The sequence below is a fragment of the Brevundimonas nasdae genome, assembly GCF_019395145.1.
Taxonomy (GTDB): domain Bacteria; phylum Pseudomonadota; class Alphaproteobacteria; order Caulobacterales; family Caulobacteraceae; genus Brevundimonas; species Brevundimonas nasdae.
The window spans coordinates 1,139,068-1,162,235 of the sequence record NZ_CP080034.1; the positions used below are offsets into that span (position 1 = coordinate 1,139,068).

General features: G+C 65.6%; 23 protein-coding genes and 1 pseudogene. 17 read left to right on the forward strand and 7 right to left on the reverse strand.

The window, feature by feature from the left end; translation table 11 throughout:
- Positions 1–144: 144 nt before the first annotated feature.
- Together KWG56_RS05580 and KWG56_RS05585 are read left to right on the forward strand one after the other, a co-directional pair.
- On the forward strand, positions 145–3,012 hold the full coding sequence (locus tag KWG56_RS05580; protein ID WP_219354025.1) for a TonB-dependent receptor: 2,868 nt from the start codon (positions 145–147) through the stop codon (positions 3,010–3,012).
- 337 nt (positions 3,013–3,349) lie between these two features.
- Positions 3,350–5,473, forward strand: coding sequence for a S9 family peptidase (locus KWG56_RS05585; protein ID WP_219354026.1), 2,124 nt, complete (start codon positions 3,350–3,352; stop codon positions 5,471–5,473).
- Here KWG56_RS05585 and KWG56_RS05590 read toward each other — a convergent pair.
- The 5 genes from KWG56_RS05590 to KWG56_RS05600 form a co-directional block, all read right to left on the reverse strand.
- Positions 5,360–6,913, reverse strand: coding sequence for an asparagine synthase-related protein (locus KWG56_RS05590; protein WP_219373682.1), 1,554 nt, complete (start codon positions 6,911–6,913; stop codon positions 5,360–5,362). The genes KWG56_RS05585 and KWG56_RS05590 overlap by 114 nt on opposite strands.
- Positions 6,914–7,077: 164 nt before the next feature.
- The gene (locus KWG56_RS05595) at positions 7,078–7,710 is read right to left on the reverse strand and encodes a lasso peptide biosynthesis B2 protein (RefSeq protein WP_219354028.1); all 633 of its coding nucleotides are present in this window, start codon (positions 7,708–7,710) and stop codon (positions 7,078–7,080) included.
- A gap of 36 nt (positions 7,711–7,746) precedes the next feature.
- Complete coding sequence (locus KWG56_RS18905) at positions 7,747–7,869, reverse strand: hypothetical protein (RefSeq protein ID WP_257903739.1); 123 nt, start codon at positions 7,867–7,869, stop codon at positions 7,747–7,749.
- A gap of 78 nt (positions 7,870–7,947) precedes the next feature.
- On the reverse strand, positions 7,948–8,082 hold the full coding sequence (locus KWG56_RS18910) for a hypothetical protein (protein WP_257903740.1): 135 nt from the start codon (positions 8,080–8,082) through the stop codon (positions 7,948–7,950).
- Positions 8,083–8,155: 73 nt separating this feature from the next.
- On the reverse strand, positions 8,156–8,836 hold the full coding sequence (locus KWG56_RS05600; protein WP_219354029.1) for a GntR family transcriptional regulator: 681 nt from the start codon (positions 8,834–8,836) through the stop codon (positions 8,156–8,158).
- Between the two features lie 200 nt (positions 8,837–9,036).
- Here KWG56_RS05600 and KWG56_RS05605 point away from each other — a divergent pair, with 200 nt between their 5' ends.
- The 15 genes and pseudogenes from KWG56_RS05605 (at position 9,037) to KWG56_RS05675 (ending at position 21,672) form a co-directional block, all read left to right on the forward strand.
- Positions 9,037–9,519: a helix-turn-helix domain-containing protein gene (locus KWG56_RS05605; protein ID WP_219354030.1), complete on the forward strand. Its 483-nt coding sequence runs from the start codon at positions 9,037–9,039 to the stop codon at positions 9,517–9,519.
- Positions 9,520–9,600: 81 nt separating this feature from the next.
- On the forward strand, positions 9,601–9,912 hold the full coding sequence (locus tag KWG56_RS05610) for a helix-turn-helix domain-containing protein (RefSeq protein WP_219354031.1): 312 nt from the start codon (positions 9,601–9,603) through the stop codon (positions 9,910–9,912).
- A gap of 20 nt (positions 9,913–9,932) precedes the next feature.
- Positions 9,933–10,343: pseudogene (locus tag KWG56_RS18735) on the forward strand (lytic transglycosylase domain-containing protein); the annotation flags it as partial.
- 205 nt (positions 10,344–10,548) lie between these two features.
- The gene (locus KWG56_RS05620) at positions 10,549–10,848 is read left to right on the forward strand and encodes a TrbC/VirB2 family protein (protein WP_219354032.1); all 300 of its coding nucleotides are present in this window, start codon (positions 10,549–10,551) and stop codon (positions 10,846–10,848) included.
- A gap of 159 nt (positions 10,849–11,007) precedes the next feature.
- The gene (locus KWG56_RS05625) at positions 11,008–11,343 is read left to right on the forward strand and encodes a VirB3 family type IV secretion system protein (protein WP_219354033.1); all 336 of its coding nucleotides are present in this window, start codon (positions 11,008–11,010) and stop codon (positions 11,341–11,343) included.
- Entirely contained in the window at positions 11,336–13,708 is a 2,373-nt protein-coding gene (locus KWG56_RS05630; protein ID WP_244999662.1) for a VirB4 family type IV secretion/conjugal transfer ATPase, read from the forward strand. The genes KWG56_RS05625 and KWG56_RS05630 overlap by 8 nt, the downstream gene beginning before the upstream one ends.
- Positions 13,705–14,436, forward strand: a complete 732-nt coding sequence (locus KWG56_RS05635) for a type IV secretion system protein (RefSeq protein ID WP_219354035.1) — start codon at positions 13,705–13,707, stop codon at positions 14,434–14,436. Before KWG56_RS05630 ends, KWG56_RS05635 begins: the two co-directional genes overlap by 4 nt.
- 54 nt (positions 14,437–14,490) lie before the next feature.
- Positions 14,491–15,411, forward strand: coding sequence for a TrbL/VirB6 family protein (locus tag KWG56_RS05640; RefSeq protein ID WP_219354036.1), 921 nt, complete (start codon positions 14,491–14,493; stop codon positions 15,409–15,411).
- A 1-nt stretch (position 15,412) separates the two neighbouring features.
- Positions 15,413–15,616, forward strand: a complete 204-nt coding sequence (locus KWG56_RS05645) for a hypothetical protein (protein ID WP_219354037.1) — start codon at positions 15,413–15,415, stop codon at positions 15,614–15,616.
- Entirely contained in the window at positions 15,613–16,296 is a 684-nt protein-coding gene (locus KWG56_RS05650) for a VirB8 family type IV secretion system protein (RefSeq protein WP_219354038.1), read from the forward strand. The genes KWG56_RS05645 and KWG56_RS05650 overlap by 4 nt, the downstream gene beginning before the upstream one ends.
- Positions 16,293–17,132, forward strand: a complete 840-nt coding sequence (locus KWG56_RS05655) for a TrbG/VirB9 family P-type conjugative transfer protein (protein ID WP_219354039.1) — start codon at positions 16,293–16,295, stop codon at positions 17,130–17,132. Before KWG56_RS05650 ends, KWG56_RS05655 begins: the two co-directional genes overlap by 4 nt.
- The gene (gene virB10 / locus KWG56_RS05660) at positions 17,129–18,235 is read left to right on the forward strand and encodes a type IV secretion system protein VirB10 (protein WP_219354040.1); all 1,107 of its coding nucleotides are present in this window, start codon (positions 17,129–17,131) and stop codon (positions 18,233–18,235) included. The genes KWG56_RS05655 and virB10 overlap by 4 nt, the downstream gene beginning before the upstream one ends.
- Complete coding sequence (gene virB11, locus KWG56_RS05665) at positions 18,232–19,242, forward strand: P-type DNA transfer ATPase VirB11 (protein ID WP_219354041.1); 1,011 nt, start codon at positions 18,232–18,234, stop codon at positions 19,240–19,242. Before virB10 ends, virB11 begins: the two co-directional genes overlap by 4 nt.
- Complete coding sequence (locus KWG56_RS05670; protein ID WP_219354042.1) at positions 19,208–21,064, forward strand: type IV secretory system conjugative DNA transfer family protein; 1,857 nt, start codon at positions 19,208–19,210, stop codon at positions 21,062–21,064. Before virB11 ends, KWG56_RS05670 begins: the two co-directional genes overlap by 35 nt.
- Positions 21,061–21,672, forward strand: coding sequence for an LPD7 domain-containing protein (locus tag KWG56_RS05675; protein ID WP_219354043.1), 612 nt, complete (start codon positions 21,061–21,063; stop codon positions 21,670–21,672). The genes KWG56_RS05670 and KWG56_RS05675 overlap by 4 nt, the downstream gene beginning before the upstream one ends.
- Here the strand turns inward: KWG56_RS05675 and KWG56_RS05680 are convergent, their stop codons facing one another.
- Both KWG56_RS05680 and KWG56_RS05685 read right to left on the reverse strand, forming a co-directional pair.
- The gene (locus tag KWG56_RS05680) at positions 21,673–22,413 is read right to left on the reverse strand and encodes a DUF3307 domain-containing protein (RefSeq protein ID WP_219354044.1); all 741 of its coding nucleotides are present in this window, start codon (positions 22,411–22,413) and stop codon (positions 21,673–21,675) included.
- A gap of 86 nt (positions 22,414–22,499) precedes the next feature.
- The gene (locus KWG56_RS05685) at positions 22,500–23,168 is read right to left on the reverse strand and encodes a hypothetical protein (protein ID WP_219354045.1); all 669 of its coding nucleotides are present in this window, start codon (positions 23,166–23,168) and stop codon (positions 22,500–22,502) included.

Below are 23,168 nucleotides of genomic sequence, written 5' to 3' on the forward strand. Positions count from 1 at the left end.
GGTGCGTCTCCCCTCAATCCCGCCAACGCGCGGGATCTCGAACGAGGGGGAAAGAACTTGAGGATTTCAGAGTTTCAAGCGACCGCCGTCGCCACCTTAATGGTCGCAGTGGCGGGCCCGGTGGCTGCGCAGGAAAGCACCGATGTGCGCGCCTACGATATTCCCACCGGGGGACTCGCGGATGGATTGGCGGCCTTCACCGCTGCGAGCGGCGCCAAAATCCTGTACGGCGCCGAGGTGACGACGGGCCGTCGGACGCAGGGGCTTCGCGGCCGATACACGGTCGATAACGGGTTGGTCGAACTTCTCCGCGGAACGGGGCTTTCCGTTCGCCGCGCGAGGCCGGACGTCTGGGTCGTCGTCGATCCCCACCAAACCCGTACTTCCGCCGAAGCGCCGACCTTGGAAGAGGTGGTGGTGACGGGCTCGCTGATCCGCGGCGCAGGCGACGGCCCCTCCCCTGTGACCGTAATCCGTCGAGACGACATGGAGCGTGCGGGACATGGCACCGTCGCCCAAGCCCTTGCGGCCTTGCCGCAAAATTTCGGAGGCACGGGCAACGAGGGCGCCTTGGGCAATGGCGGCGATCGCTCGGGGTCGAATGGAAACTTCGCCTCCGGCGTCAATCTTAGGGGACTAGGCAGCGACGCCACTCTCGTCCTAATCAACGGACGTCGGATGGGCGGCAGCGGCGCCTTCGGCGATTTCGCCGACATCTCGACCATTCCGACCATCGCAATCAGTCGGATCGACGTCCTGTTGGACGGCGCGTCCGCCCTCTACGGCTCCGACGCCATTGGCGGCGTGGTCAATGTGATCCTACGCCGCGACTATGAGGGTGCGGAGACACGGGTTCGCGTCGGCCGCACGTGGGACGGCCCGAGCGGTGAGCACCAGTTCGGTCAGAGCCTCGGCGCGCGCTGGACATCGGGATCGATCCTAGCGGCTTACGAGTACAATGACCGTGAAGCCTTGCCCGCGTCGGACCGACGCCTGGCCGGCGACGCGGACCTGCGCTGGCGCGGCGGTTCGGATCGCCGTCTCTATTACGCGGCGCCTGGCAATATCGTCCTCCTCGACCCGGCGGTCGGCTATCTTCCAGCCTATGCGATTCCAGGCGGCCAAGACGGCACGGCGCTTCAACCGTCCGACTTCATCGCCGGCGCCGTCAACTACGGCAACCAACGCGCGGGCCTGAACGTGCTGCCGCGCCAGACGCGACACAGCGGTTTCCTTGCACTGAACCAAGCGCTCGGCGACCGCCTGCATTCCAACGCCGACGCCCGTTTCGGCCGGCGGGATTATGAGACGATCTCGGCGCCTCTGATCACGGTTCTGAATGTCACGCGAGCCAACCCCTATTTCGTGTCCCCGGTGGGCGCTTCGGCCCATACCATCGCCTATTCTTTCGCCAATGAACTCCCCAATCCGGTGACGAACGGCCACGTCGAAAGCCTTGGGCTCAGCCTAGGACTGGACGGCGACCTTTTCTCCGACTGGCGGCTCTCAACCTACGTCGCCTATGCCTCGGAGACCGGCGACAATCTGGCCACAGGGCAACTCAACAGCCTGTTTCTGCGCGAGGCGCTGGGCGCGACGCCGGACAATCCCGCGACGACCTACAGCGCCGCTCGGGACGGTTACCTCAATCCTTTTGCCGGCATCCCGGTCAATGACCCGGCGACCCTGGCCTTCATCAGCCAGGGATGGGCGCGCTCAGAGTTTGAGACCACGACCACCACCTATAATCTGCAGGTGGACGGTTCCTTGTTCGACCTACCGGCGGGCCCGCTTCGATTGGCCCTCGGCGGCGGATACCGGCAAGAGACCTTCTGGCGGCGGATCTCCAACTTCTCGAGCGCCGCAACGCCGACAATAGGGGCTCCGGCTGATTTCGATCGAGACGTCGCCTTCGGGTTCGCCGAACTGCGCGCGCCCTTGTTCGGTCCCGACAACGCTCGCCCGGGCTTGCGGCGCCTCGAGTTGTCGGCGGCGCTCCGGTTCGAGGACTATGGCGACATCGGCTCGACAACCAACCCTAAGCTGGGGCTGATCTGGGCCCCGGCCCAAGACTGGATTGTCAGGGCCAACTACGGCTCCTCCTTCCGTGCGCCCAACCTGCGTGAACTCCACGACCCCGCGCGGCAGAGCCCGACTTTCATCGCCTCAGGTGGACAAGCCACAACCCTGTCCATGATCCTCTACGGCGGCAATCCCGACCTCAAACCCGAGGAAGCGGACACCTGGACGGCGGGCGCCGAATATCGTCCAGCGGAGCTGGAAGGCCTCACGCTGACCGCCAACTGGTTTCGGACGACTTTCGACAGTCGGATCGGACAACCGACTTCCGAGAACACTGCGCTCGCGCTTTCCGACCCGTCCTACACGGCTTTCGTGCGTCGGGTCGATCCGGCCAACAATGCTGCGGATCGAGACGCCGTTCAGGAGATCCTGGACCGCCCATCGACGAGCCTCGGCAGTCAGTATCCAGCGACGGCTTATGGCGCCATCGTCGACGCGCGCTGGGTGAATACGTCGCAGGTCGACGTCGAGGGGCTGGATCTGGGCGTGCGCCACGCGGTCGCCTACGGCTCTGACCGCCTCGAGACCACCCTGAACCTCACCTACCTTACCCGTTACGATGTTCAGACGACGCCGACCTCGCCGGTGGTCAGTCGACTCGATCAACCCGCCTATCCGCTCAGTCTGAGAGGCCGAGGCGGTCTGACTTGGAGCCGCGACGCCTGGTCCGCATCGGGCCACCTCAACTATGTCGGCGACTACGCCGATCTGACTGGGCGGCGTATCGGCGCGTGGCTGACGGCCGACGCCCATCTTCGTTACGCCCCGACGAACGGGCCGCTGGCTGGCGCGACCGTCTCCCTCACCGTCCAGAATCTCACGGATCAGGATCCGCCCTTCTACGACGCTATCGAGGGCGTGGGATATGACGCCGCCAACGCCGACGTCCGCGGCCGATTCATCGCGGTCCAACTCAAGCGGGCCTGGTGAGATGTGGCTACCCGCTCTCTCCGTCACAGGTCTCCTGGCCCTGTCGCCGACCGGTCCTACCGGACCGGTACATCACACCGACTTCGGGGTGGATGATCTCTTAGCGCAGGAGGCCTTAGGCGACGTCCGCACGAGCCCAGATGGGCGTTGGGTCGCCATCGAGCGCCAGGGTCCATGGAACGCCGCCGCGACCTATGCCCTCGGGAGCGCGACGACGGACCTGCTCACTCAACTCGAGGTCTATGACCGAGATGGAGTTCGACCGCCCTCGCGATTGGCCTCCCCTGACCACGCGACAGGCTATCTCGCTGGGCCCTTCTCCCCAGACGGCCGTCGCATGGTGGTCTACCGCGTCACCTCCGAAGGCTGGGCGTTGGGCGTGCTCGAACCCTCAACCGGGCGAACGATTTGGTTCGACATTTCCCCGGAGACGGCGAACCTCGGACGCGCGTTGGCTTGGCGCACCGACACGGAACTTCTCGTGGTCGCCCGGTCCACGGAGAATCCGCCATTCAAGTACCGGGCGGCGACGCAGCATCAGGCGAGAGCGCGTCATCTGTGGGCCGAAGCGGCTGCAGGACGGACGCCGTCGGTCGTTGTTCAAAGGAGCGGATCCGACCGCAACGCCCGCCCACGTTGGCCGGCTCGCCGCCTGGTGTCTCTCGACGTAACGCAAGGGATACAACGCGTCCTGGCCACCGGCGAGTTTGTCGATCTCGAACTCGCGCCGAACGGCGACCACCTCGCGCTTCTCGAAGACGCCGAGGACATTCAGCCCGACCCAGACCAACTTGCCGCGATCGGCGAGCCCATGCGGCGGCGACGATTGGTTCTGATCGACCTCGTCGCTTGTGAAGTCCGCCGCAACCCAGACCTCGACCTCATCCCCTATCTTCTGAGTTGGAACCCAGCGGGAGACCAACTGCTGGTCTTTGCACGCCCGGGCGGCAAGACCTGGGACGGCGGCAGCTTCCGGCTCGTCACCCCTAACGGAGATGTCCGCTCTCCGACAACGATCGGCCGCCCTGCCCTGCTCGAGGGCGTCGGCCGAGCGCCCTATGTTCGCGCCGCCTGGGACGGCGCGGACGCGATCGGCCTCTTCAAAGACGGCGACGGCCTGGTCTGGCGCGCTCTCGATGAAGTTGGACCGGCGGCGCCCGGGACCGGCCAGGATCGACTGATCACCGTTGGAGGTCGCCTCTATCGCCGCGACAACGCCATCTGGTTTCCTCTAAGGGGCGATGGCGTCGCCTTCTCAGGGGAAGCGACCCCATCCTCGTCGGCGAGCGACGGCGGTGGCCGCGCGGCAGTCAATCCTGGCCGTCTGGACGTCCAACCCTTGATGATGCGGACTTCAACCGGATGCCTGGTCGCGTTCGGCTCCGACGTATCCTCATCATGCCAACCCTTAGCCACGACCGGCCGTCTCATCGCCGCAGCGAAGGGCTACGCGGTGACGCTGTCGCGATCGCCCGCAGGCGTCCAGACCCTTAGGCTGGAAGGCGAGGACGGCGACCGAACCCTGGCCGTCGTCAACGCCGGCCTTGCTGAGCGCCGCTTCGGCGAGATCCGGCCGATCCCACATGCAGCGATCGATGGGACGCCTCTAACGAGTTGGCTCTTGTCTCCGCCTCACCCTACGGGACCGCCGCCTCCAGTCGTCGCACTCATCTATCCTGGCCGCGCCTATGGCGCCGCCCCAGCCTGGCTCGCGCCCGGCGGCGGCAACCGGGTGCTGAACCCTCAGGTGCTGGCGGCCGCCGGCTACGCCGTCCTGGTGATCAGCCTCCCTGACGCCTCACCGTCCGATCTCTCCCGCCTGGCTGGAGCGATCGAGGAGGTGCTTGAGGCGGCGGCTCGCGTCGCGCCCATCGACTTGGACCGGGTCGCACTCGCAGGACACAGTTTCGGTGGGTACGGCGCACTTCTCGCCGCCACCCAGACCACACGGTTCAGAGCGATCGTCGCCTCATCCGGCAAGGACGAATTCTCAGACAATTTCGATCTATCCGGCCCCTATCGCCTGCATCCGGAGGATGGCGTCCCTCTTACAGCGATGGCCGGATGGGCCGAGACCGGCCAGGCCGATCTTCAGGCCTTTATCGCAGACGATCCGGAAGCCTATCTTCGCGCCAGCCCGCTTTATGCAGCCCGCCGCATCGTCTCGCCGGTGATGATCTTCGACTACGATCTGGATTTCACCCACGCGGACTCCCTCTTCGGCGCCCTCTACCGGCTCGACCGCGACGCGGTATTGGTGACCTATCTCGGCGAGAACCACGGCCTGGTCAGTCCGGCCAATGTGAGAGACGCCCACGCCCGGGTGATCGATTGGCTGGACCGCCACCTAGGCATGGCGACGGCCGAGGCGGTCGACCCAGGCCTGAGCCCAGACCTCCAGCAGCGCCAGGAGGACCACGCGGCCGTAGTCACCGTCCCAGACCAACCGCTCTGGCGTTAGTTCAGCCTCAAGCCGCGCGGCGTCCAGCACCCCGTTGCGCGCGAGCAGACCTTCGATCAGCAGGGGGCGGAGCAAGGGCAGGCTCAGGCGATTGATCTCTCCATAATGGCGGGTGAGATCGCCCTTGTTGCGGCGTTGGCGGACAATGTCTGGCAGAATGGCGGCGAAGGCGGCGCGGGCGAAGGCGCGGTCCTGACCGCCTGCGGCGAGCACATCGGCTGGTAAGGCGATGCAATGCTCCATCACGGGTTGACTGAGGAAAGGATGTAGCAAGGCGCCCACTCGCGCCCGCCGGCAGTCTCCCCAGTAGATCTGAGCGTTGGCGAGTTGGCGGATCTGGCGTCGCTTGCCGGGCGGCAAGGCCGCAGACGCCGCTAGCCAGGGATGACGGGATGTGGATTGGATCTCGGCGCGATGAGGTCGCAAGCCGATCCTGGCGACCGCCCAGGCTGACCGACGGGTCCACTGCGCTGTGTCGGAGAGGAACCGGGGCGACAGGCCCATGAGCCCCAATCTGTCGCGGCGGTCCGCCGCAAGGTCTGGGAAGGCCGCCTGATAGAAGACCGCATCGCCGCCCTGCCCGGTAAATGAGGCCGTCGCTCCGTCGCGCACCATACGATCGGCAAGAGCCGCGTCATAGGTTGCGTCGACAGCCTGCATCGCGGGCCGCAATCCGGCGCCGAGCGAAGCGAAATCCTCAAGCCTGATGGGCTGGACGGGCTTCTCGATACAGTTCAGGTCAAGATGATGCCGCTCAGCGACCGCGTGGGCATAGGTCCGCTCATCCCCTTCCGGCCAGCGCCCATGGAAGTTGCAAGCGGCGATGAGCCGGTCGCGCGGACCGCCAGCTAAAAGTCCCGCCACGACGGCGGAGTCGAAGCCGCCCGAGATCTCGGTGACGAACCGATCATGATCCGACGCCAGGGCGTCGACCACGCCGCGAACCGTTTCAAGGAGATCGGTCCCGGCGGATATCGACCCCCGGCGGTCGTAGAAGGCGGCGGGATCCCAGATCAAGGCCTGCTCGAGGCCGCTTCGCGTCAGACGCGCCAGACACCCGGGATGAACGGTTTCGATGTCGGTTAGCGCCAACTGAGAGACGACGCGTTCAGGCGCAGCGACGTAGTCGGCGATGCTGCTCCAGTCGATCCTCAATCCGGCCGGCAACAGACTGTCGGCAACGTCCGGGAGATCGTCGGCGATGAACCTTAGCGGGTCCGACCGCCAAACAGCACAATCTAGGCTGCCGGTCGGATCTCTCAGGACGCTGACGTCGCCAGTCGAATCGCGGTGCACGGCGACATAGCGGCCCCATCCATGACGTACGAGATGTTCGGCGCAGGCTTTGCCGCTCTCGGCCCCCTCGACCACCTGCGCAATCTCCGCGCCGCTCGGACGCCACTCGCCGATAACAAGAAGATCGGGCCGAGGACGTCGCACCGGCAATGTCGCGCCATTCGCCAGATAGAGATCAATCCCCTCCAACGCCTCATGTCGACGCCACCCTTTCGCCTCGAGCTCGGAGGCGAGCCATCCCAACCGCGGGTCTTCGGGCCAGAGGCTTCGGTCGACGAGAAGAAACCGTCCCCGCGGCGCGGCCCCGGTCATCGGACATAGATCGGCGTAAAGGCCGCCAGACGCTCATAGTCGTCGTTCAAACAGATGTCGCCGCATTGGAGCCAACAGTGGGCGCGAAACGGCCAGAGCCGAACAGCGACAACCCAGTCCGCCTTTAAGCCCCGCCGCCGTAGGAAGGCGGCGAGAACGGCCGATCTCTGAACGCACTCGCCGTCGATCGGCAGCCACGGCAGCAGTTTCCAGAATGCCCGCGCCTCCTCGACGATCGCAGAGGCGCTGCCGGCGATTCCATCGCCGGAAACCGCTAACTGGCTCGCAAGGCCAGGTCGACGTGACGCCTTCAGAGTCTTCAGCGAGGACGCCGCACCGGCGGTGAAAGCCTGGGGGGAGATCCGCGCGCTGCCGGTCTCGTGGATAATCGTCGAGGTCGGGCGTGTCGGTAAAGGGCGACGCCCAGGGGCTGCGGCGCCTGCGGTCAAGCCCGCCGGTCCGAGGAGAGTTTCAGCTTCCGCCGTCAGCAGGCCCGACCAAGCGGGTCCCGCCAAGAGCGGCGCACCATCGACGAGACAGTGATAGGCGTCATGGCGAAGGTCGAGCAGGACCAGTTCCCTGTCGACATCGACCGCGAAAACACCCTCGGCAAGATGGAGTTCGGTCATCTGAAAAAGGAGGCGCCCTAAGACGCCTCCTCACGATCAGCTTCGCGCGCCGGGGGTTTCCCAGCGCAGGATGTTGATCTGTTCGTCGTCACCCTGGACGAAGTCGGCGCGGGTCAGGCGCTTGGCCGAACCCAGGGCGATCAGAGCGGTCTTGGTCATCGTATTAGTCCTCTAGTGTGAGCGGCGCGGATTGCGCCGAGGGCGCCGCGAAACTGCGGCGCGTTGGACGATACGGGCTCAGCCGGCGCTCACGCCGGCGGGCTCGTAGAGAAAGACGGGCACCTGTTCCATCAGGCCGGTGTCCGAAACGGCGCGCGTCTGCGCCTTGGCGGAGCCCAAGCTCAACAGCTTGGGCCTTGTCTCGATCGACATGGTCGTCTCCTTGCTGGCGCCGGTCGGAATGGCCGGCCCGCGAACGACGCGCGCCGAGGCCTCCATTTTCAAACTATATTTGGAGAATACTTTCACCTCGAGACCGCAGCACTTCCTCAACGATAGCTGCATCGGCCATTCGACTGGTGTGGTAAGCGTGCGAAGCCCGAACTGCTGCGAGATCATCGCCGGTGCGAACGCCCCGCTCAATCGCCATCGCCAACGGCAGATCAAGTCGACCGAGGCTCGCCTCGACGACACGTATGGGGCGCAGGCGGGCGGCGCACCGCCTCAGTTCCGTTGCGAATCCGTCCCCGGCGCGCTGGCGAACGATCAGTCCAAACAGGCGCTCGAGTTGTAGGATTTCACCGCCCCCCTCGTAGGCCTCGACTGCCCCCGACGGGCGGATCTCCAGCGACTGCGCACCGACCAAATGAGCATGCAGTTGATAAAGGTTTGAAATATCGGTCCGGGTCAGACTGGGCGCGTAGTAACCTCGCCCTCGGCGATGTTCGATCACGCCCTCGCCAGCGAGACGGGCCAAGGCTTCGCGGACCGGGGTGGGACTAAGGCCAAGGGCGGCGGCGATGTCGGTGGTCGCGAGCGGTTGCCCCCAACCGAGGCTGCCGCTGCCGGCCCAGTCAGAGAGGGCGGCAAGTGCATCGCCATAGGGGTCCCGCCGCCTCACGGCGCGATCCAGAATGACAAGCGAGAGATCGACACGACGTCGCCGACGCGATTCGCTTTCAGGCAACGACGCCTGTGATATTTAGTAAAACCACTCATGCTGGATACCCCTGCGATATAGCGCAGGTTTTTTGCGTCAAACCCGCAATCTTACGGTCGCGATTACTTCGCCCCCCTTTTCTTTCTCATGTAAGTCGCGCACCTTTCAACCAGTAGGCGTGCGCGCAGGTGTTCTCGCCAAGGTCTGGTCGCTGAAAGGAGACCTTGATGAGCGAACCGCCTCCCCGCCTCCATGCCGAAACCCTGTCGACGGCGCTCAAGGAGATACGCGCCCGCCGGCGACTGAAGAGCCTCGATGTCGCCGACGCCATGCAGATGAAGCCGAGAACCTTCGAGCATTTCGAATCCGGCGCCGGACGCCTCAATCCTGGACGGATCCATCGCTTCGCCGAGGCGACATCGAGCGACCCCTACGCCATCATGGCGGCCCTGGCCTTGGGTTCGCCGAAATTCGCGGTGCGCTGCGCCGACAATAAGCTGATGACGATCCTGATGGTGGCCTTGCAGGAATTCGACAACGAGGTCGGCGACGCCATCGCGGACCTCGATGGCCGGACAATCATCAACACCTTCACCCGTGCTCTACGGGATCTCGCGCTCCAGTCCGTCAAAGGCGACGCGGCCGCGCGGGCGTGGCTCGAGGCGCGATTATCGCGCCTCGCGCCGCCTACGGACGGCGACGACGACTAGGAGTCGACCCCAGGCGTCGTAGGCGTCCGACCGAGAACTTGCGGAGTTTACGCAAAGGCTAGGCGGCCGGACCGTTAGCCTATGTCCCAATCCCCCCAAACACCGCCCCAACCGCGTTCTCGGACGCCGATCCTCCAGGCGTTGTCTGAGCGCCAGCGCGCCTGCCTCGACCTCGCCGCGCAAGGCCTGAACTCCGCGGCGATCGGCACGCGTCTCGGACTTTCAGCCCGCACGGTCGATGAACACCTCTCTAACGCCTGCGACCGCCTTGGCGTGCGCACGCGAATCCAGGCCGTGGCCTTGGGCGCGCTCGCCGAGCGCCGCGCCGTTGAACCGCGCGGCTTCGTCCGCAGGCCTGCGGGTCGCGGGCGGGACGGGATTGGGAGAGCGTAAGGCGTCACGGAGGATCTGACATGCTCGCTCCCGCCGCCATTCTGGACCTGGCCTCGCAGTGTGCGCCCGGCGTGGCGCCCGCCACGATCGCCGCCATCGTCGAGGTCGAGAGCCGCGGCGACCCTCTGGCGATCGGCGTGAACACCGCACACAGGGCGCCGGCGCCGCGCAACCGCGCCGAAGCGGTCCACGTCGCCGCGACCCTGCTGCGCGATGGAGCCAATCTCGATCTCGGCCTGGCGCAGATCAATAGCGCCAATCTCCGCTGGCTCGGCCTGTCTCTCGACGAGGCCTTTGATCCCTGCCGCAACCTGTCAGCCGCCGCGCGTGTGCTCCGAGAGGGCTTCTACGGCAGCAGCGATCCGCAAGTCGCGCTGCGCCAAGCCCTGTCCCGCTATAACACCGGCCACCCCCAGCGCGGCTTCGACAATGGTTACGTCGCCAAGGTCGAACGAGCGGCCCTTCGCCTAGGCCTGGCCAATCTGCCTTCATCGCCGGCCGACCGTGCGAGCGCATCCGCCGCTCTCGACGCCCGCGCCCTGCCCCCATCCGCCGCCCCGCCTCCTGCTTGGGATGTCTTCGGCCGCGCCGGATCCGCCCTCGTCTTTGCGCCCCAACCTCCACGGAGTGATGTCGATGACCTTTCTCGCCCACTGTCGTCGGATCGGCGCCAGCCTGTCGATCTCCGCCGTCGCCAGCCTGAGCGCCGCCCGTCCAGCCTCCGCCTCGGCGAACGTCGAGGGTCTTCTTCAGAACGTCGTGGACATGCTGACAGGCAATACGGCGCGACTTCTCGCCGTCCTGGCCGTGGTCGTCGTCGGCGTCCTTTGGATGTTCGGACTCTTCGACCTGCGCCGCGCGGCGATCGTGGTGCTGGGGATCATCGTGGTGTTCGGCGCCACCGAAATCGTCGGCTTGATCACCGGTGGGGCGTGACCCATCTCGGCGTCGCGATCGCGGTCGCCGCGTGGACCACTGCAATGGCAGTGACAGGACGCCTCGCCTCGCGCGGCCTAGTCTCCGCGCGTCACTTTGGTCTGATCTGGATCGGACTCGCTAGCGGGATCGTGGCTGCGCTCGCTTTGGGAGGCTCCCATGACTGAGGAGCGCCTGACCGAGGACACTCTGTTTCTGGCCTGCACCCGCCCCGCGATGGTCTTAGGCGTGCCGATGGAAGCGGTGGGTGTGAACCTTATCGTCTCCGGCCTGATCTTTCTGATCGGCGGAAGCCTGGTCTATCTCCTCGCAGCGCCCGCCCTTCACCTCGTCTTCCAGGCTATCTGCAAGTCCGACCATAACGCCTTCCGACTGCTGTTCGCCTATGTCGAGACCAAGGGCCGCTGCCGCAACGGCGCGCTGTGGGGCGGCAGTTCGATCACGCCTCTGCCGCTGGTGCGGCGCTACAGTCACGCGGAGGTGTGCCGTGGCTGAAGGCGTCACCCTGACCCAACGCCGTCGCGAACCAGACGTCCGCAGACGCCTGCCCTATAGCCGACACGTCGACGACCACATCATTGCGCTCGATACCGGCGCCTTGATGATCGGCCTGCGCTTGGACGGCGCCGCCTTCGAGACCGCCGATGTACGAGACATCAACGACCGTCATGCCAAGCTGAACCTCATCTGGCGCAACCTCGCCGATGAACGTCTGGCCATCTGGCATCACCTCGTGCGCCACCCCGTCCTCGCGCCCGCCCAGTCGGGCTTCCAATCCACGTTCGCTAGAGAGCTGAATCGAGGCTACGAGGCGACGCTAGAGTCCCAGCGCCTTTGGTCGAACAGTCAGTTCGTCTTCCTGGTCCTGCATCCAGGCCGCGCGCCGCGCGAGCAGGCGGGGCGCGCCCTATCGCGATTGAAGACGGCGCGCTCCGGCCAGAAGGAAATCGACGCAGCGGCGCTGAACCGGCTTGAAGAGGTTGCGCGCGACGCCGTCCAGCATCTCGGCCGCTATCGACCCCACCGTCTTGGCCTTCGCGAGGCGAACGGCGTCTGGTTCTCTGAACCAATGGAGGCGCTTGGATTGGTCCTGACGGGACGCCCTCGCCCGGCTCCCTTGGTGCGAGGCCACCTCGGCGAGGCCCTCTATCTCGATCGCGCGATCTTCGGTCGCGAGACCCTTGAGATCAGGAGCGCCGTCACTGCGCGCTTCTCAGGCCTCCTGGCGATCAAGGAGTATCCCGCCTCGACACGACCTGGCCTGTGGGACGATCTGCTCAGCGCGCCGTTCGGCTATGTCCTGACCCAATCCTTCGCCTTTCTGTCGAAGACAGCAGCGCGCGCCGTCATGGAGCGTAAGCAGAACCAGATGGTCTCCGCGCGTGACCGCGCCGCCTCTCAAGTCGACGGCCTGAACGCCGCCCTCGACGACCTCGTCTCCAATCGCTTCGCCATGGGCGAACACCAGGCAAGCCTGGCGATTTTCGGCGAGACCCCGACCGAGTTGTCGGATCACCTCTCAAAGGCCCGAGCCATGCTCGCCAGTTCAGGACTTGTGGTCGCGCGAGAGGATCTAGGCCTTGAGAGTTCATTCTGGGCGCAATTTCCTGGAAACTTCGCGCAGCGCACGCGCCCAGCCGCAATCACCTCGCGCAACTTCGCCGCCTTCGCGCCCTTCCACACCCATCCTCAAGGCCAGGCGATAGCGAACCATTGGGGCGACGCCGTCAGCCTGCTGCGCACCACGGCAGGATCGCCCTTCTGGTTCAACTTCCACGTCGGCGACCTCGGACACACATTCATCTGCGGCCCGTCTGGATCTGGAAAAACGGTCGTGCAGAACTTCATGCTCGCCCAGCTCGAACGGTTCGGGACAGAGCGCCTCTTCATCGACAAGGACCGTGGCGCGGAGATCTTCATTCGCGCCTCGGGCGGCGCCTATTTCGCTCTGCGTGATGGCGAACCCACGGGGTTCGCGCCGTTCAAGGCCCTGACGCCGTCCCCTCACAACCGGACCTTTTTAACGAAGCTTGTTCGCCACCTCGTTGAAATGCCGGAAGAACCCCTCACCCCAGCAGGCCTCAGAGCCATTGATCAAGGGGTCGTCGCATTGGAGCGACTACCGCCTGTTCAGCGCTCGATCTCAGCCCTGCGGAGCCTTCTCGGCCAAGGTGAGGCGGCCGGGATCGGCGCACGTCTTGATAGGTGGCGCCGCGAAGGCGCTTTGGGTTGGGTTCTCGACAATGACGACGACCACCTGTCCCTCGAGAACGGCCTGACCGGGGTCGACATCACCCAGATCCTGGCCAATGGCGAGGCCCGCACGCCGGCCATGCTCTACCTGTTTCACCGCATGGCTTCACGCGTCGACGGGCGACGCCTCGTCCTTGACATTGACGAGTTCTGGAAGGTTCTCGACGACCCGGCCTTCACCGATCTAGCACGCGACGGCCTCAAGACCTGGCGCAAGCAGAACGCCTTCATGGTGTTCGGCACCCAGTCGCCCGCCGACGCACTGCGTTCGCCGATCGCCCACGCCATTCTCGAACAATGCGCGACCAAGATCTTCCTGCCCAACCCGCACGGACAGGCGAAGGATTATGTCGATGGGTTCGGATTGAGCGGCGAGGAATTCCGTCTCGTCCGCGACGTGCTCACGGCTGAGTCCCGTCGCTTCCTGGTCAAACAGGGCCACGACAGCGTCGTCGTCGAGCTCGATTTGGCAGGCGTGCCGGACGCCGTCGCCGTCCTCTCCGGACGGAGCGAGACCGTCGCCCTGCTGGACCGACTGCGTCAGATCCACGGCGACGACTATGCGGATTGGCGCAGCGATTTTCATCATCAAAGGAGAGGAACATGATCCGGGTCATCGGCGCGGCGTTCGCCGCAACCTGCCTATTCGGTCTGGCCTTGGCCCACCCAAGCCAGGCGCAGCACATCGTCTATGATCCGCGCGCCTATGCCCAGATGGCGCAGGAGGCTCGAACGACTTTGGAGCAACTCCGCGCGCTCCAGGCACAGGTCGAACAGGGACAGCGGCTTTTCGACAGTCTCAACGCCGTCTCAGACGTCAACACCCTCGCTCGGGAACTCGGACTGCCCGAAGTCCGATCCCCCTTGCCGGACCTCGACCAGATCCGCAAAGCCGCGAACGGCGACCTGTCGGCGCTCGGCGACCTAGCCGAACGTGCGACCGAGATCCGTGATGAAACCCGGATCTATACGCCAATCGGGCCAGGCCTCAGCCCGGCGGAAACCTATTATCGCGACAGCCTCGAACGCAGCGGGGCGCGAACCGCCCGCGACCTGGCGCTCGCTGATGCGATCGGTCAAGGCGCGGACCGACGGCGCGATGGGCTTGAAACCTTGCGCCAGGCGCTTGATGGGGCCCCGAACGCCCGAGCAGTCCTCGATCTCGAGGCGCGCCTCGCCGCCGAACAGGCGCTGATCCAGAACGAACAGGTGCGACTGCAAGGCCTCGCCCTTGCTCAGGCTGCCGAAGATCGTCTCGCCACCCAACAGGAGCGCGAACGCGCCGAGGCTGCACGCGCCAAAAGGATGCAGGCCTGGGCCGCGACGTTCCAATAGCCCCGCCGCGCCCAAGAACCCCGCAAGCACCGTATAGCGTAGATTGGATTACTGATGCCTATCCGTATCTTCGAGCCCGCTTATAACTTCATAGATGAACGCCTGACCGTCTTTCTGGATGACCGCCTCGGGGCCGTGATCGCAGAGGTGACGGGTCCGCTCCGCCTTGCGCTTGTCCTCTATGTCGTCCTCTACGGCATAGCGATCCTACGAGGCGCGATCAGCGAACCGGTCATGGATTTCGCTGTACGCTCGATCAAACTGGCCTTGCTCTACCTGCTGGCGACGACAACGGCCTATGGCGACTTCGTCTCCGAACCCCTGTTCAATGACCTCCCCAACGCCCTGACGCGCGCGGTCAGCGGTCAGGACGCTGCAAACGTCGGGTCGGCTTTCGATCGCTTCTTCGGCTACGCCGCCTGGCTGGCGGAGGACATCTCCCGGCATGCGACGCCGGTCACGCCCGCCCCCTATGCAATCGCTCTGCTTGTCGTCCTGATCGGCGCCTTAGCCGCGGCCCTCGGCTTCGGCGTGGTGCTGGTGGCCAAGATCGCCTTGGCCCTGCTGGTCACTCTGGGTCCGATCTTCATCGGCTGCGCCCTGTACGACGCCACGCGGCGCTTCTTCTTCGGCTGGCTTTCGCAGGCGGTGAACTACCTCGTCCTCTTCGCCCTGATGATCGTCATCTTCCAACTGGTCCTCGCCCTGGTGCGCGATCAATGGGGCGCGATCCAGGGCGCGGACCCGATGATCGGCGGCCTGATCTTCATCGCCCTCAGCCTGCTCGGCGCGATCTTCTTCCTGCAGACTCCGGCCATCGCCGCCGGCGTGGCGGGGGGCGCCAGCGCCGGCCTGGCCGACTTCGCCAATGCCGCCGCGCTCGGCGCAAGCGGGTCCGGCCGCGCGCGAGGACCGCTCGAATCCGCTCGCCAGTCCCCTCGGGGCGGCGGCTCAATCCGCCCAGGAGGCGCCTGACATGTCGTCCGCCCTATTCAAGCTTACGCCGATCCTGTTCCTCGCCGCCTGCATTCATCACCCTGCCGACCTGCCCGTCTGCAACGGAGAGGCCCGCCGCCCAGCCAACCCCCATGGATCCATTCTGGCGCCAGCGACCGAGGCGGCTGCCTTGCCCAGCGCCGTCGCCATCCAAGGCGACCACACCGTGGGAGGCTGCCGATGACCCGCGCGATCACCGACGACCTCGACCGCTACTTCGCCGAAGCCCGGCAATGGGATCAGGACCGCCTCGGCGACGCGCTTCGGTCGCGTCGCCTGGCCTGGATCGCCGCTGGCGTCGCCACAGGGCTTGCGATCACCGCGACCAGTGCGGTTGCCCTTCTCGCACCATTGAAGACGGTCGAGCCATTCGTCGTGCGGGTAGACCGCTCAACAGGCGCCGTAGAGGTCATGCGCGGCCTGTCCGACGACGACGGCCCTCTCCACTACGACGAGGTTGTCAGTAAATACTTCCTCGCTCAGTACGTCCGAACGCGCGAGGCCTATCTGGCCCCCGCCGCCGAAGACGGATTCCGGCTTGTGGCCCTGCTGTCGACGCCCGCCGAACAAGGTCGATGGGCGACCTTCTTTCGCGGCTCCAATCCCGACAGCCCGCAAAACCAGTATGGCGCCTCAGGCGAGGCGATCATCGCGATCCGCGCGATCGCCATGATCGGCGACGGCGTCGCCAATGTTCGGTTCCACCGTACGGAGCGCCGCGGTCAGGCCTTGGTGGAAAGCGACTGGATCGCCACGGTGGCCTTTCGCTACAGCCGCGCGCCCCTGACCGAGAGCGACCGACTGCGCAATCCACTCGGCTTCCAGGTGTCCTCCTACCGCGCTGATCCAGAGGTGATCCGATGACCGTTAAACGCCTCATCGCTCTTATGGCGCCCTTGGTCTTCGGCCTTGGTCTAATCGCCTTCGGCGGCGGCGCTCAGGCCGCGGCGCGCGACGAGCGTATCCACGAGATCGATTATGATCCCGACGCCGTCTATTCAGTCACCGGCGCCTTTCGGACCGCGACCCAGATCATCTTCTCGCCGCAGGAGACGATCCGACATGCGGCCGTCGGCGACAGCGTCGCCTGGGAAGTCGCCGCCGAAGGCTCCGTCCTCTTCCTGAAGCCCCGCGAGCGTCACCAACCGACCAATCTCCTCGTGGTCACGGAGCGCGGCGGTGAAATCCGCCACTACGCCTTCGCCCTGTCAGCACGGTCCGATCGCGCGGATGCCGCGGCCTTCCAACTTCGGTTTCGCTATCCGGATGACCAACGTCATGAGCGGGCGCAAGCGGCCGCATCTGAGGCCATGCACGTCGAGCGGAGGCTGATCGGCCTCGAACTCGACCGCGCAGCCCTGGACGGCCCCCGTAATCTCGCCTGGTCCGTCCAAGGCGCTGTCGCCCTGCAACCGAGCGAGGTGACGGACAACGGGCGTTTCACGGTGCTGCGGTTTCCCCAAGGCCGAAGCCTGCCCGCCCTCTACGAGGTGGGCGACGACGGCGAGGAGCGCCTCATTCCCTATGATGTGCGCGGAGAATTCGTCGTCATCCACGGCGCGCCGACCCGTCTGAGGCTGAGACAGGGACGCAAGGTCCTCTGCCTCTACAACGACGCTCCTGCCCGGTCTGTGAGCGGAACCGGCACCGGCACGGCCTCTCCGACAGTCGATCGTCGTCCGGTCGGAGGCCTGTCATGACCCTCGATCCAGCCGCCGGCGAATCCGCCAATGAAGCGGATACGGTCGGCCATGATCGTGGAATCTCGCCGATCGGCGGCCGCTTCGGCGCGAAACGCGCGAAACTTGTCACCATAGTCGGACTGGCCGTGGGGTGCGGGGCCTTCCTCGCCGCCACCTGGGATCGCGGCGCGGCGCCGACGAAAGACGATCAGGAAACACCCCCTCGCCAACTGGCTGCTTTCGAACCGGCGTCGCCCCGCCCGGCCTTGGCCGACGTCGCGATCGATCCCGACGCGCCGCCCCTCTCGGAAGGCGAGGATATCCCCGCAATCGAAGCCGGGCCCGCGCCTCCTCCATCCGCGTCTTCTGCACGCGGCGACAGCCTCCAGGACAGCGCCCGTCGCGCGCCTGTCCTGGCCTACAGCCGCCGGAGTTCCGACGTAGACGACGCCTTCATGCAGTCGGAACTGGCTGCAGAGCCTGTGACTGCCCTCAACGCCGAGCCGACGGCCCTCGATCAGCTTCGCCGACAGGGCGCGATCAACCAGGCCCGAGCCGGACGGTTGCCAGACCGCAATCTGATCATCACGGCCGGGGCGGTCCTGCCCTGTGTGCTGCAGACCGCGCTGGACAGTTCAACGCCGGGCTACGCCGCCTGCGTTCTCTCGCGCGACGTCTATTCCGAGAGCGGCGCGGTCGTGCTCATGGAGCGGGGCACCCGCGTCTTGGGCGAGTACCGAGGCGGCGTCCAACAGGGCCAGGCTCGATTGTTCGTCCTCTGGACCCGCGCGGTGACGCCGACCGGCGTCACGGTCGCACTTGCGTCTCCCGCCGCTGACGCCCTGGGACGCGCCGGCCTTGACGGAGAGATAGATCGTCACTTCTGGGACCGCTTCGGCGGAGCAATCCTTCTGTCGTTGATCGACGAGAGCGCGGCAGTACTCAGCGAATCCGGGGCCGGTCGCACAACGATCCGTCTGCCGTCTGACGTCGCCTCGACCGCCTTGGCAGGGACGATCAACATCGCGCCGACGCTGAGACGAGCTCAGGGCGCCGAAGTGTCCATCTTCGTGGCGCAAGATCTCGATTTCCGCAGCGTCTACCGACTGAGGGCGCGATGACGCCCGACACGACCGTCCTCGAACACTTCATGGCGCCGCTGCGCCCGCTGCTCGAGCCAGAGGGCGTGACCGAGGTGGTGATCAACCGGCCGGGCGAAGCCGGCGTCGAGACCGAAGGGCGCTGGACCTGGCATAAGGCCCCGGAACTGACCGAGGACTGGTTGCGGACCCTGGCCGTGGCGGGCGCCGCCTATACTCAGCAGGATGTCGGCTCCGATCACCCGATCTGCTCGACTGCTCTGCCCGGAGACATCCGCTGCCAGATCGTGCTCCCGCCTGTTGCGCCACCTGGGACCGTGTCCCTGACCCTGCGAAAGCCCTCGCGACGCCAACTCACGCTTGATGATTTCGCGACATCCGGCCTCTTCGCGACCGTGGCGGCGGCCGAACAAGGGCGAAGCGACCCGGTCGACACGGACCTGGCCCTGCTGCGCGACGCGGGAGATTGGTCGGGCTTCTTCAAGCTTGCGGTCGCAGCCAGACGCAACATTCTCGTGTCCGGCGCGACCGGGTCGGGCAAGACCACCTTCGCCAAGGGCCTGGTCGATCTGATTCCGCGGAGCGAACGGATCGTCACGATCGAGGACACACGCGAGTTCGTCGTGCCACACCGGAATGTGGTCCACCTCCTCTATGCGAAGGACAGCCGAGCATCGCCAAGGATCGGGCCGAAGCAACTGCTCGAGAGCAGTCTGCGCATGCGGCCAGACCGCGTTCTTCTTCAAGAACTTAGAGACGAAAGCGCATTCTTTTATTTGAGAAATGTCAACTCCGGCCACCCCGGTTCGATCACCACTATCCACGCCGACAGCGCCGCTTTGGCCTTCGAGCAACTCACCCTTCTGGTCCGTGAATCCGAGGCCGGGCGAGACCTGCCCAGGGCGGACGTCCGCGCCCTTCTCCACCTGCTGATCGACATCGTGGTTCAGATGCGAAAGGTCGACGGCCGCTTTCGCGTGACGGAGGTCTGGCATGAACCGTCTGCAAAGCCTCGCACCGGCGACTAGGGCCGCGCTCATTACGGTCGGCTTAGCGGCGACCCTCTCTCTATGGGCTTGTCTTTCCGTTGGGATCGCCCTGGTCGGTTTGGGTCAATGGAGGCCGGACCTCGAATGGCCGCAGGTCCCAGCCTGGTTCTGGTACTATCGTTTCGACGCCGACGTCCGGCGCTGGCTCGGCATCGGGACCGCAGTCGCTGGACTGATCCTATGCGCCCTTGGAGCCGCCGCCTTCGTCGCACGGCGTCGCCCTCTCCATGGCGCAGCGCGTTGGGCCTCAGATGCCGAAACGACGCGCGCAGGCCTCAGGGCCAGATCAGGCGTCCTCTTGGGGCGGACAGGCGGCGACTTCCTAATCGCGGATGGTCCGGATCACATCATGCTCTATGCCCCGACCCGAACCGGCAAAGGGGTTGGCGTGGTCATCCCCAACCTCCTCGCCTGGCCAGACGCGGTCGTCGTCCTCGACATCAAGCGCGAAAACTTCTTGGCGACAGCGGGATATCGCGCCCGGGCCGGTCAAGCTGTCCACCTCTTCGATCCCCTGGCGCCAGACGGCGAGACGTCCCGCTTCAATCCTCTGGGGCACGTCGACCGAAACGACGACTATGCTGTTCTGGACGAACTGCAGCGCATGGCGGCCATGATCTTTCCAGGCAGCGACCACGCCGATCCCTTCTGGTCGGAGGCGGCGCGAACCGGGTTCATCGGGGTTGGAGGCTATGTCGCGGCCACGCCTGACCTGCCCTTCACCTTGGGGGAGATCTTCCGGCAACTCACCGCTTCCAAACCCCAGTCCCGGTGGGAAACCATTTTAGCCGACCGAGCAAGCGGGGCGCATCCCCTCCCCGCAGCAGCGGCCGCCGCTATCCGGGACTTCATCGCCGCCAGCGAGAACACCTTCTCGTCGGTGCGCCAGTCGATCACGACCCGCATGGGGCTCTGGTTGAATGATCGCGTTGATGCAGCCACCTCGACCTCCGACTTCGACCTCCGAACGCTGCGGGAAGGCCGACTGTCGCTTTACCTCGGCGCGACGCCCGACAATCTTCTACGGGTTCAACCCCTCTACGCCCTACTGTTTCAGCAGTTGATCGACCTCAACAGCCGCAGTCTGCCGGGCCCTGAGGACCGTCCGGTCCTGGTCATCCTCGACGAGTTCGCGCGTCTCGGCGCCGCGCCTGTCCTCGCCCATGGCTTTTCCTGGGTGGCGGGCTATGGGCTAAGACTGCTGGCGGTCTTGCAGAGCCCGGCGCAACTTAGAGCGACCTACGGGCCGGAACTGACCGAAGACATTCTATCCAACTGCGGCATCGAGATCGTCTTCGCCCCCCGCGCGCTTAAGGTGGCGCAGGAGCTGAGCGACAGGCTCGGGTACTACACCACGCCCGGGCGCAGCCGCAGCAGTCCGGTTGGGTTGGGCCGAGGACGTCGCAGCACCACAGTGTCGGATCAACGCCGCGCGCTGATGCTGCCTCAGGAACTGATGCAACTGCCCAGCGACGCCTTGATCGTCTTGAAGGCGGGATCATTGCCGGTGCGCGGTCGTAAGATCGTCTACTGGCGCGAACGCGCTTTCAAACGCCGTTTGCGTCCGCCGCCGCCAGTGTTGCGGTCCCATCCGACGCCTCTGTTCCCGCTTCGCGCAGAAGGATCGCCTCCTCCCCTGGGGCCCAACGCAGTGGAGGCCGATCCCATGGACTTCGACTTGATCGCCCAGGCCTTTGTCCGCGACGGCCTCGCGCCGCCGGCGATCGGCGCTTCCGAGGCCGAGGTCAGCGCCTGGCTCGACCGGGTGGTCGATGACAGCCTAGCGGAACGCTGCCCATGAGCGCCGAACGTACCAGCGCGGGGAGCGGCCGAGGCGATGGACCGACCAATCGGATTACGCCTCAGCGTTCGGAGCGGGCGGATCTGCCGGCGTCGCGCTCGCTCGCCAGGGGCGATGTCCCCGAGGCGATCCTCGACCGCTACCTGATCGAGCGCGACCGGAAGGGACGTCCCGAGCGCTTCTTCCGCGACCACAGGAGTGAAGATCCGCATTTTCAGGATCGCGGTCGCGCCCTGGTCGCCGCGCATGCCTATCCGGACGCGGTCGTCGACATGTTGAAAATCGCCCGACACCGCAACTGGTCGCAGGTGCGCGTCGCGGGCGACGACGCCTTCAAACGTGAGGTCTGGATCCAAGCCCAGGCGCTCGGCCTGGAGGTGAAGGGCTATCGTCCACGCGAGCGCGATCGTGAAGCCGCCGGTTTGCCGCCCCAGGACCGCCGAGAGGTCGGACGGCAGCGCCTCGACCAGGCGGCGGCGATCGTGCGTGGTCTTATACCCGACGCCGAGGTCCAGGCCCGCCTGTTAGCGCACGCCTGGTCGCGTCTTCGCGAAGGCGAACAGCGCCGCGATCTGGACACCCGGCGCGATCGGGCGCGCGAGCGCTAATCACCCCCAGTGGACTACGGCCGCCTGGGTCAGCACCCCGCTCACCAGCGCCCACCCGAAGCTGAGCATGGTGCCGATGATCACATATTCGGTGTGGGCGCGCGCATTGCGGTCGGAAAACCGCAGGACCGACTTGGCCGCCAGCATCAACCCTATGCCTTCAGGCTGGCCGATCAGTAGGAAAAGCAGGATCAGCGCCCGTTCCAAGGCGCCGATCGTTTCGCCTCCGCCTGGGAGGCCTAGGGTCTCTGTCTCCGCCCGGATCTGCAGATCGGGTCGCGACACCGTCGGCGCGGCGATCGTCTCCAACGCCTTGGCGACGACGACCCCGCCGGCCCGGACCGAAAGCACCGCGCCCCCGATCACGGCGAGACCCTGGTAGAGGAACAACTGGACCTCCGTGTCCAAGTCGCCGATCCAACCGTTCGCAACCGTGTCGGGTCGCCATACTGCAACCACCGCAATGACGCCGAGATGGAAGACTTGATCGATGAAGAAGGGTCTCAAGCCGTCGCCGAGCCAACGAATCTTGATGTAGTCCATCGCGGCATGGGTGACGCCGATCACGAGCCAGACACGAGGATCCAAGGATCCGCTGAGCGCCAGGGTCAGACCGGCGACGATGGCGATATGGGCGGCGAACCAGAGCGGTTTGCGCTTATTGGCCACCATCCGCGCAGACTGGAATAGGAAGTCCGCAAGAAGGTGCGCGACGACCAAGGCGAGCAAGGTTTCCAACATGGCGGTCGCTCCCTCTCAAAACGTTGTATCGGCACGAACAACGCAATTGAGATGTTTTTACCTAAACAACGCAATTTCGTTGCAATTCACGTTGCGGATCCAGCACCTAGCCTGTCGAACGGCAGGGCTTCGACCAGAGCCAACACTTCGAGCAAGGCATAGAGACCGGCGTCGCGATAAACACGGCTGATCGACTGGGGATGCCGGTCCAGGGCCTCCGCCGCCTCGGCCTGCGTGGGAGCATCGGGACGCAACAGAGGCAAGGCCACCTCCGCCTGGCTCCGCGTCCAACGCGAGACGATGTAATCACAAACGGTCACTTGAGCCGGCAACCAATCGAATTGCCCCAGAGCTGCGGGGAGCACGAACCCCATGTCGCGCCGCTTGCCCATCGCATCCAAGGTCCGGCCGGATTGGGTGAAGGCCTCGCCAAGCGACCGCGAGACCATGTCCTGATCGATCGCCTCAGCGGCGCCGATCCCGATGGCGATCCGGGTCTGCGCCTTCAGGTCGGAGGCGATCAGAGAGGCCTTGAGCCAGACCGCCGTGCGCAAGAACAGGTGCGGATCCTCCAGCACCAACTGCCAGGCGTCTCCGCGATAAAAGTCGGGCCCATGGGTCGGACGATGCGACCAACCGCCCGCATCCGTCGCGGCCCGCTCCAGAACGCCGCGCACGGAAACCAGATCTTCCGCACTCATCTTGGTGGAGTTGACGATATCGCCCGTGAGGACCGCCACGATCGGAGGCGTCAT

Excerpts from the sequence above, each read along its gene's own strand:
- KWG56_RS05650 (WP_219354038.1), top strand. The coding sequence starts at position 15,613 with ATGACCCGCGCGATCACCGACGACCTCGACCGCTACTTCGCCGAAGCC.
- KWG56_RS05670 (WP_219354042.1), top strand. The coding sequence starts at position 19,208 with ATGAACCGTCTGCAAAGCCTCGCACCGGCGACTAGGGCCGCGCTCATT.
- virB10 (WP_219354040.1), top strand. The coding sequence starts at position 17,129 with ATGACCCTCGATCCAGCCGCCGGCGAATCCGCCAATGAAGCGGATACG.
- KWG56_RS18910 (WP_257903740.1), bottom strand. The coding sequence starts at position 8,082 with ATGTCGATCGAGACAAGGCCCAAGCTGTTGAGCTTGGGCTCCGCCAAG.
- KWG56_RS05680 (WP_219354044.1), bottom strand. The coding sequence starts at position 22,413 with ATGTTGGAAACCTTGCTCGCCTTGGTCGTCGCGCACCTTCTTGCGGAC.
- KWG56_RS05610 (WP_219354031.1), top strand. The coding sequence starts at position 9,601 with ATGTCCCAATCCCCCCAAACACCGCCCCAACCGCGTTCTCGGACGCCG.
- KWG56_RS05685 (WP_219354045.1), bottom strand. The coding sequence starts at position 23,168 with ATGACGCCTCCGATCGTGGCGGTCCTCACGGGCGATATCGTCAACTCC.
- KWG56_RS05655 (WP_219354039.1), top strand. The coding sequence starts at position 16,293 with ATGACCGTTAAACGCCTCATCGCTCTTATGGCGCCCTTGGTCTTCGGC.
- KWG56_RS05640 (WP_219354036.1), top strand. The coding sequence starts at position 14,491 with ATGCCTATCCGTATCTTCGAGCCCGCTTATAACTTCATAGATGAACGC.
- KWG56_RS05645 (WP_219354037.1), top strand. The coding sequence starts at position 15,413 with ATGTCGTCCGCCCTATTCAAGCTTACGCCGATCCTGTTCCTCGCCGCC.
- KWG56_RS18905 (WP_257903739.1), bottom strand. The coding sequence starts at position 7,869 with ATGACCAAGACCGCTCTGATCGCCCTGGGTTCGGCCAAGCGCCTGACC.
- KWG56_RS05625 (WP_219354033.1), top strand. The coding sequence starts at position 11,008 with ATGACTGAGGAGCGCCTGACCGAGGACACTCTGTTTCTGGCCTGCACC.
- KWG56_RS05675 (WP_219354043.1), top strand. The coding sequence starts at position 21,061 with ATGAGCGCCGAACGTACCAGCGCGGGGAGCGGCCGAGGCGATGGACCG.
- KWG56_RS05595 (WP_219354028.1), bottom strand. The coding sequence starts at position 7,710 with ATGACCGAACTCCATCTTGCCGAGGGTGTTTTCGCGGTCGATGTCGAC.
- KWG56_RS05605 (WP_219354030.1), top strand. The coding sequence starts at position 9,037 with ATGAGCGAACCGCCTCCCCGCCTCCATGCCGAAACCCTGTCGACGGCG.
- KWG56_RS05620 (WP_219354032.1), top strand. The coding sequence starts at position 10,549 with ATGACCTTTCTCGCCCACTGTCGTCGGATCGGCGCCAGCCTGTCGATC.
- KWG56_RS05585 (WP_219354026.1), top strand. The coding sequence starts at position 3,350 with ATGGTGGTCTACCGCGTCACCTCCGAAGGCTGGGCGTTGGGCGTGCTC.
- KWG56_RS05635 (WP_219354035.1), top strand. The coding sequence starts at position 13,705 with ATGATCCGGGTCATCGGCGCGGCGTTCGCCGCAACCTGCCTATTCGGT.
- virB11 (WP_219354041.1), top strand. The coding sequence starts at position 18,232 with ATGACGCCCGACACGACCGTCCTCGAACACTTCATGGCGCCGCTGCGC.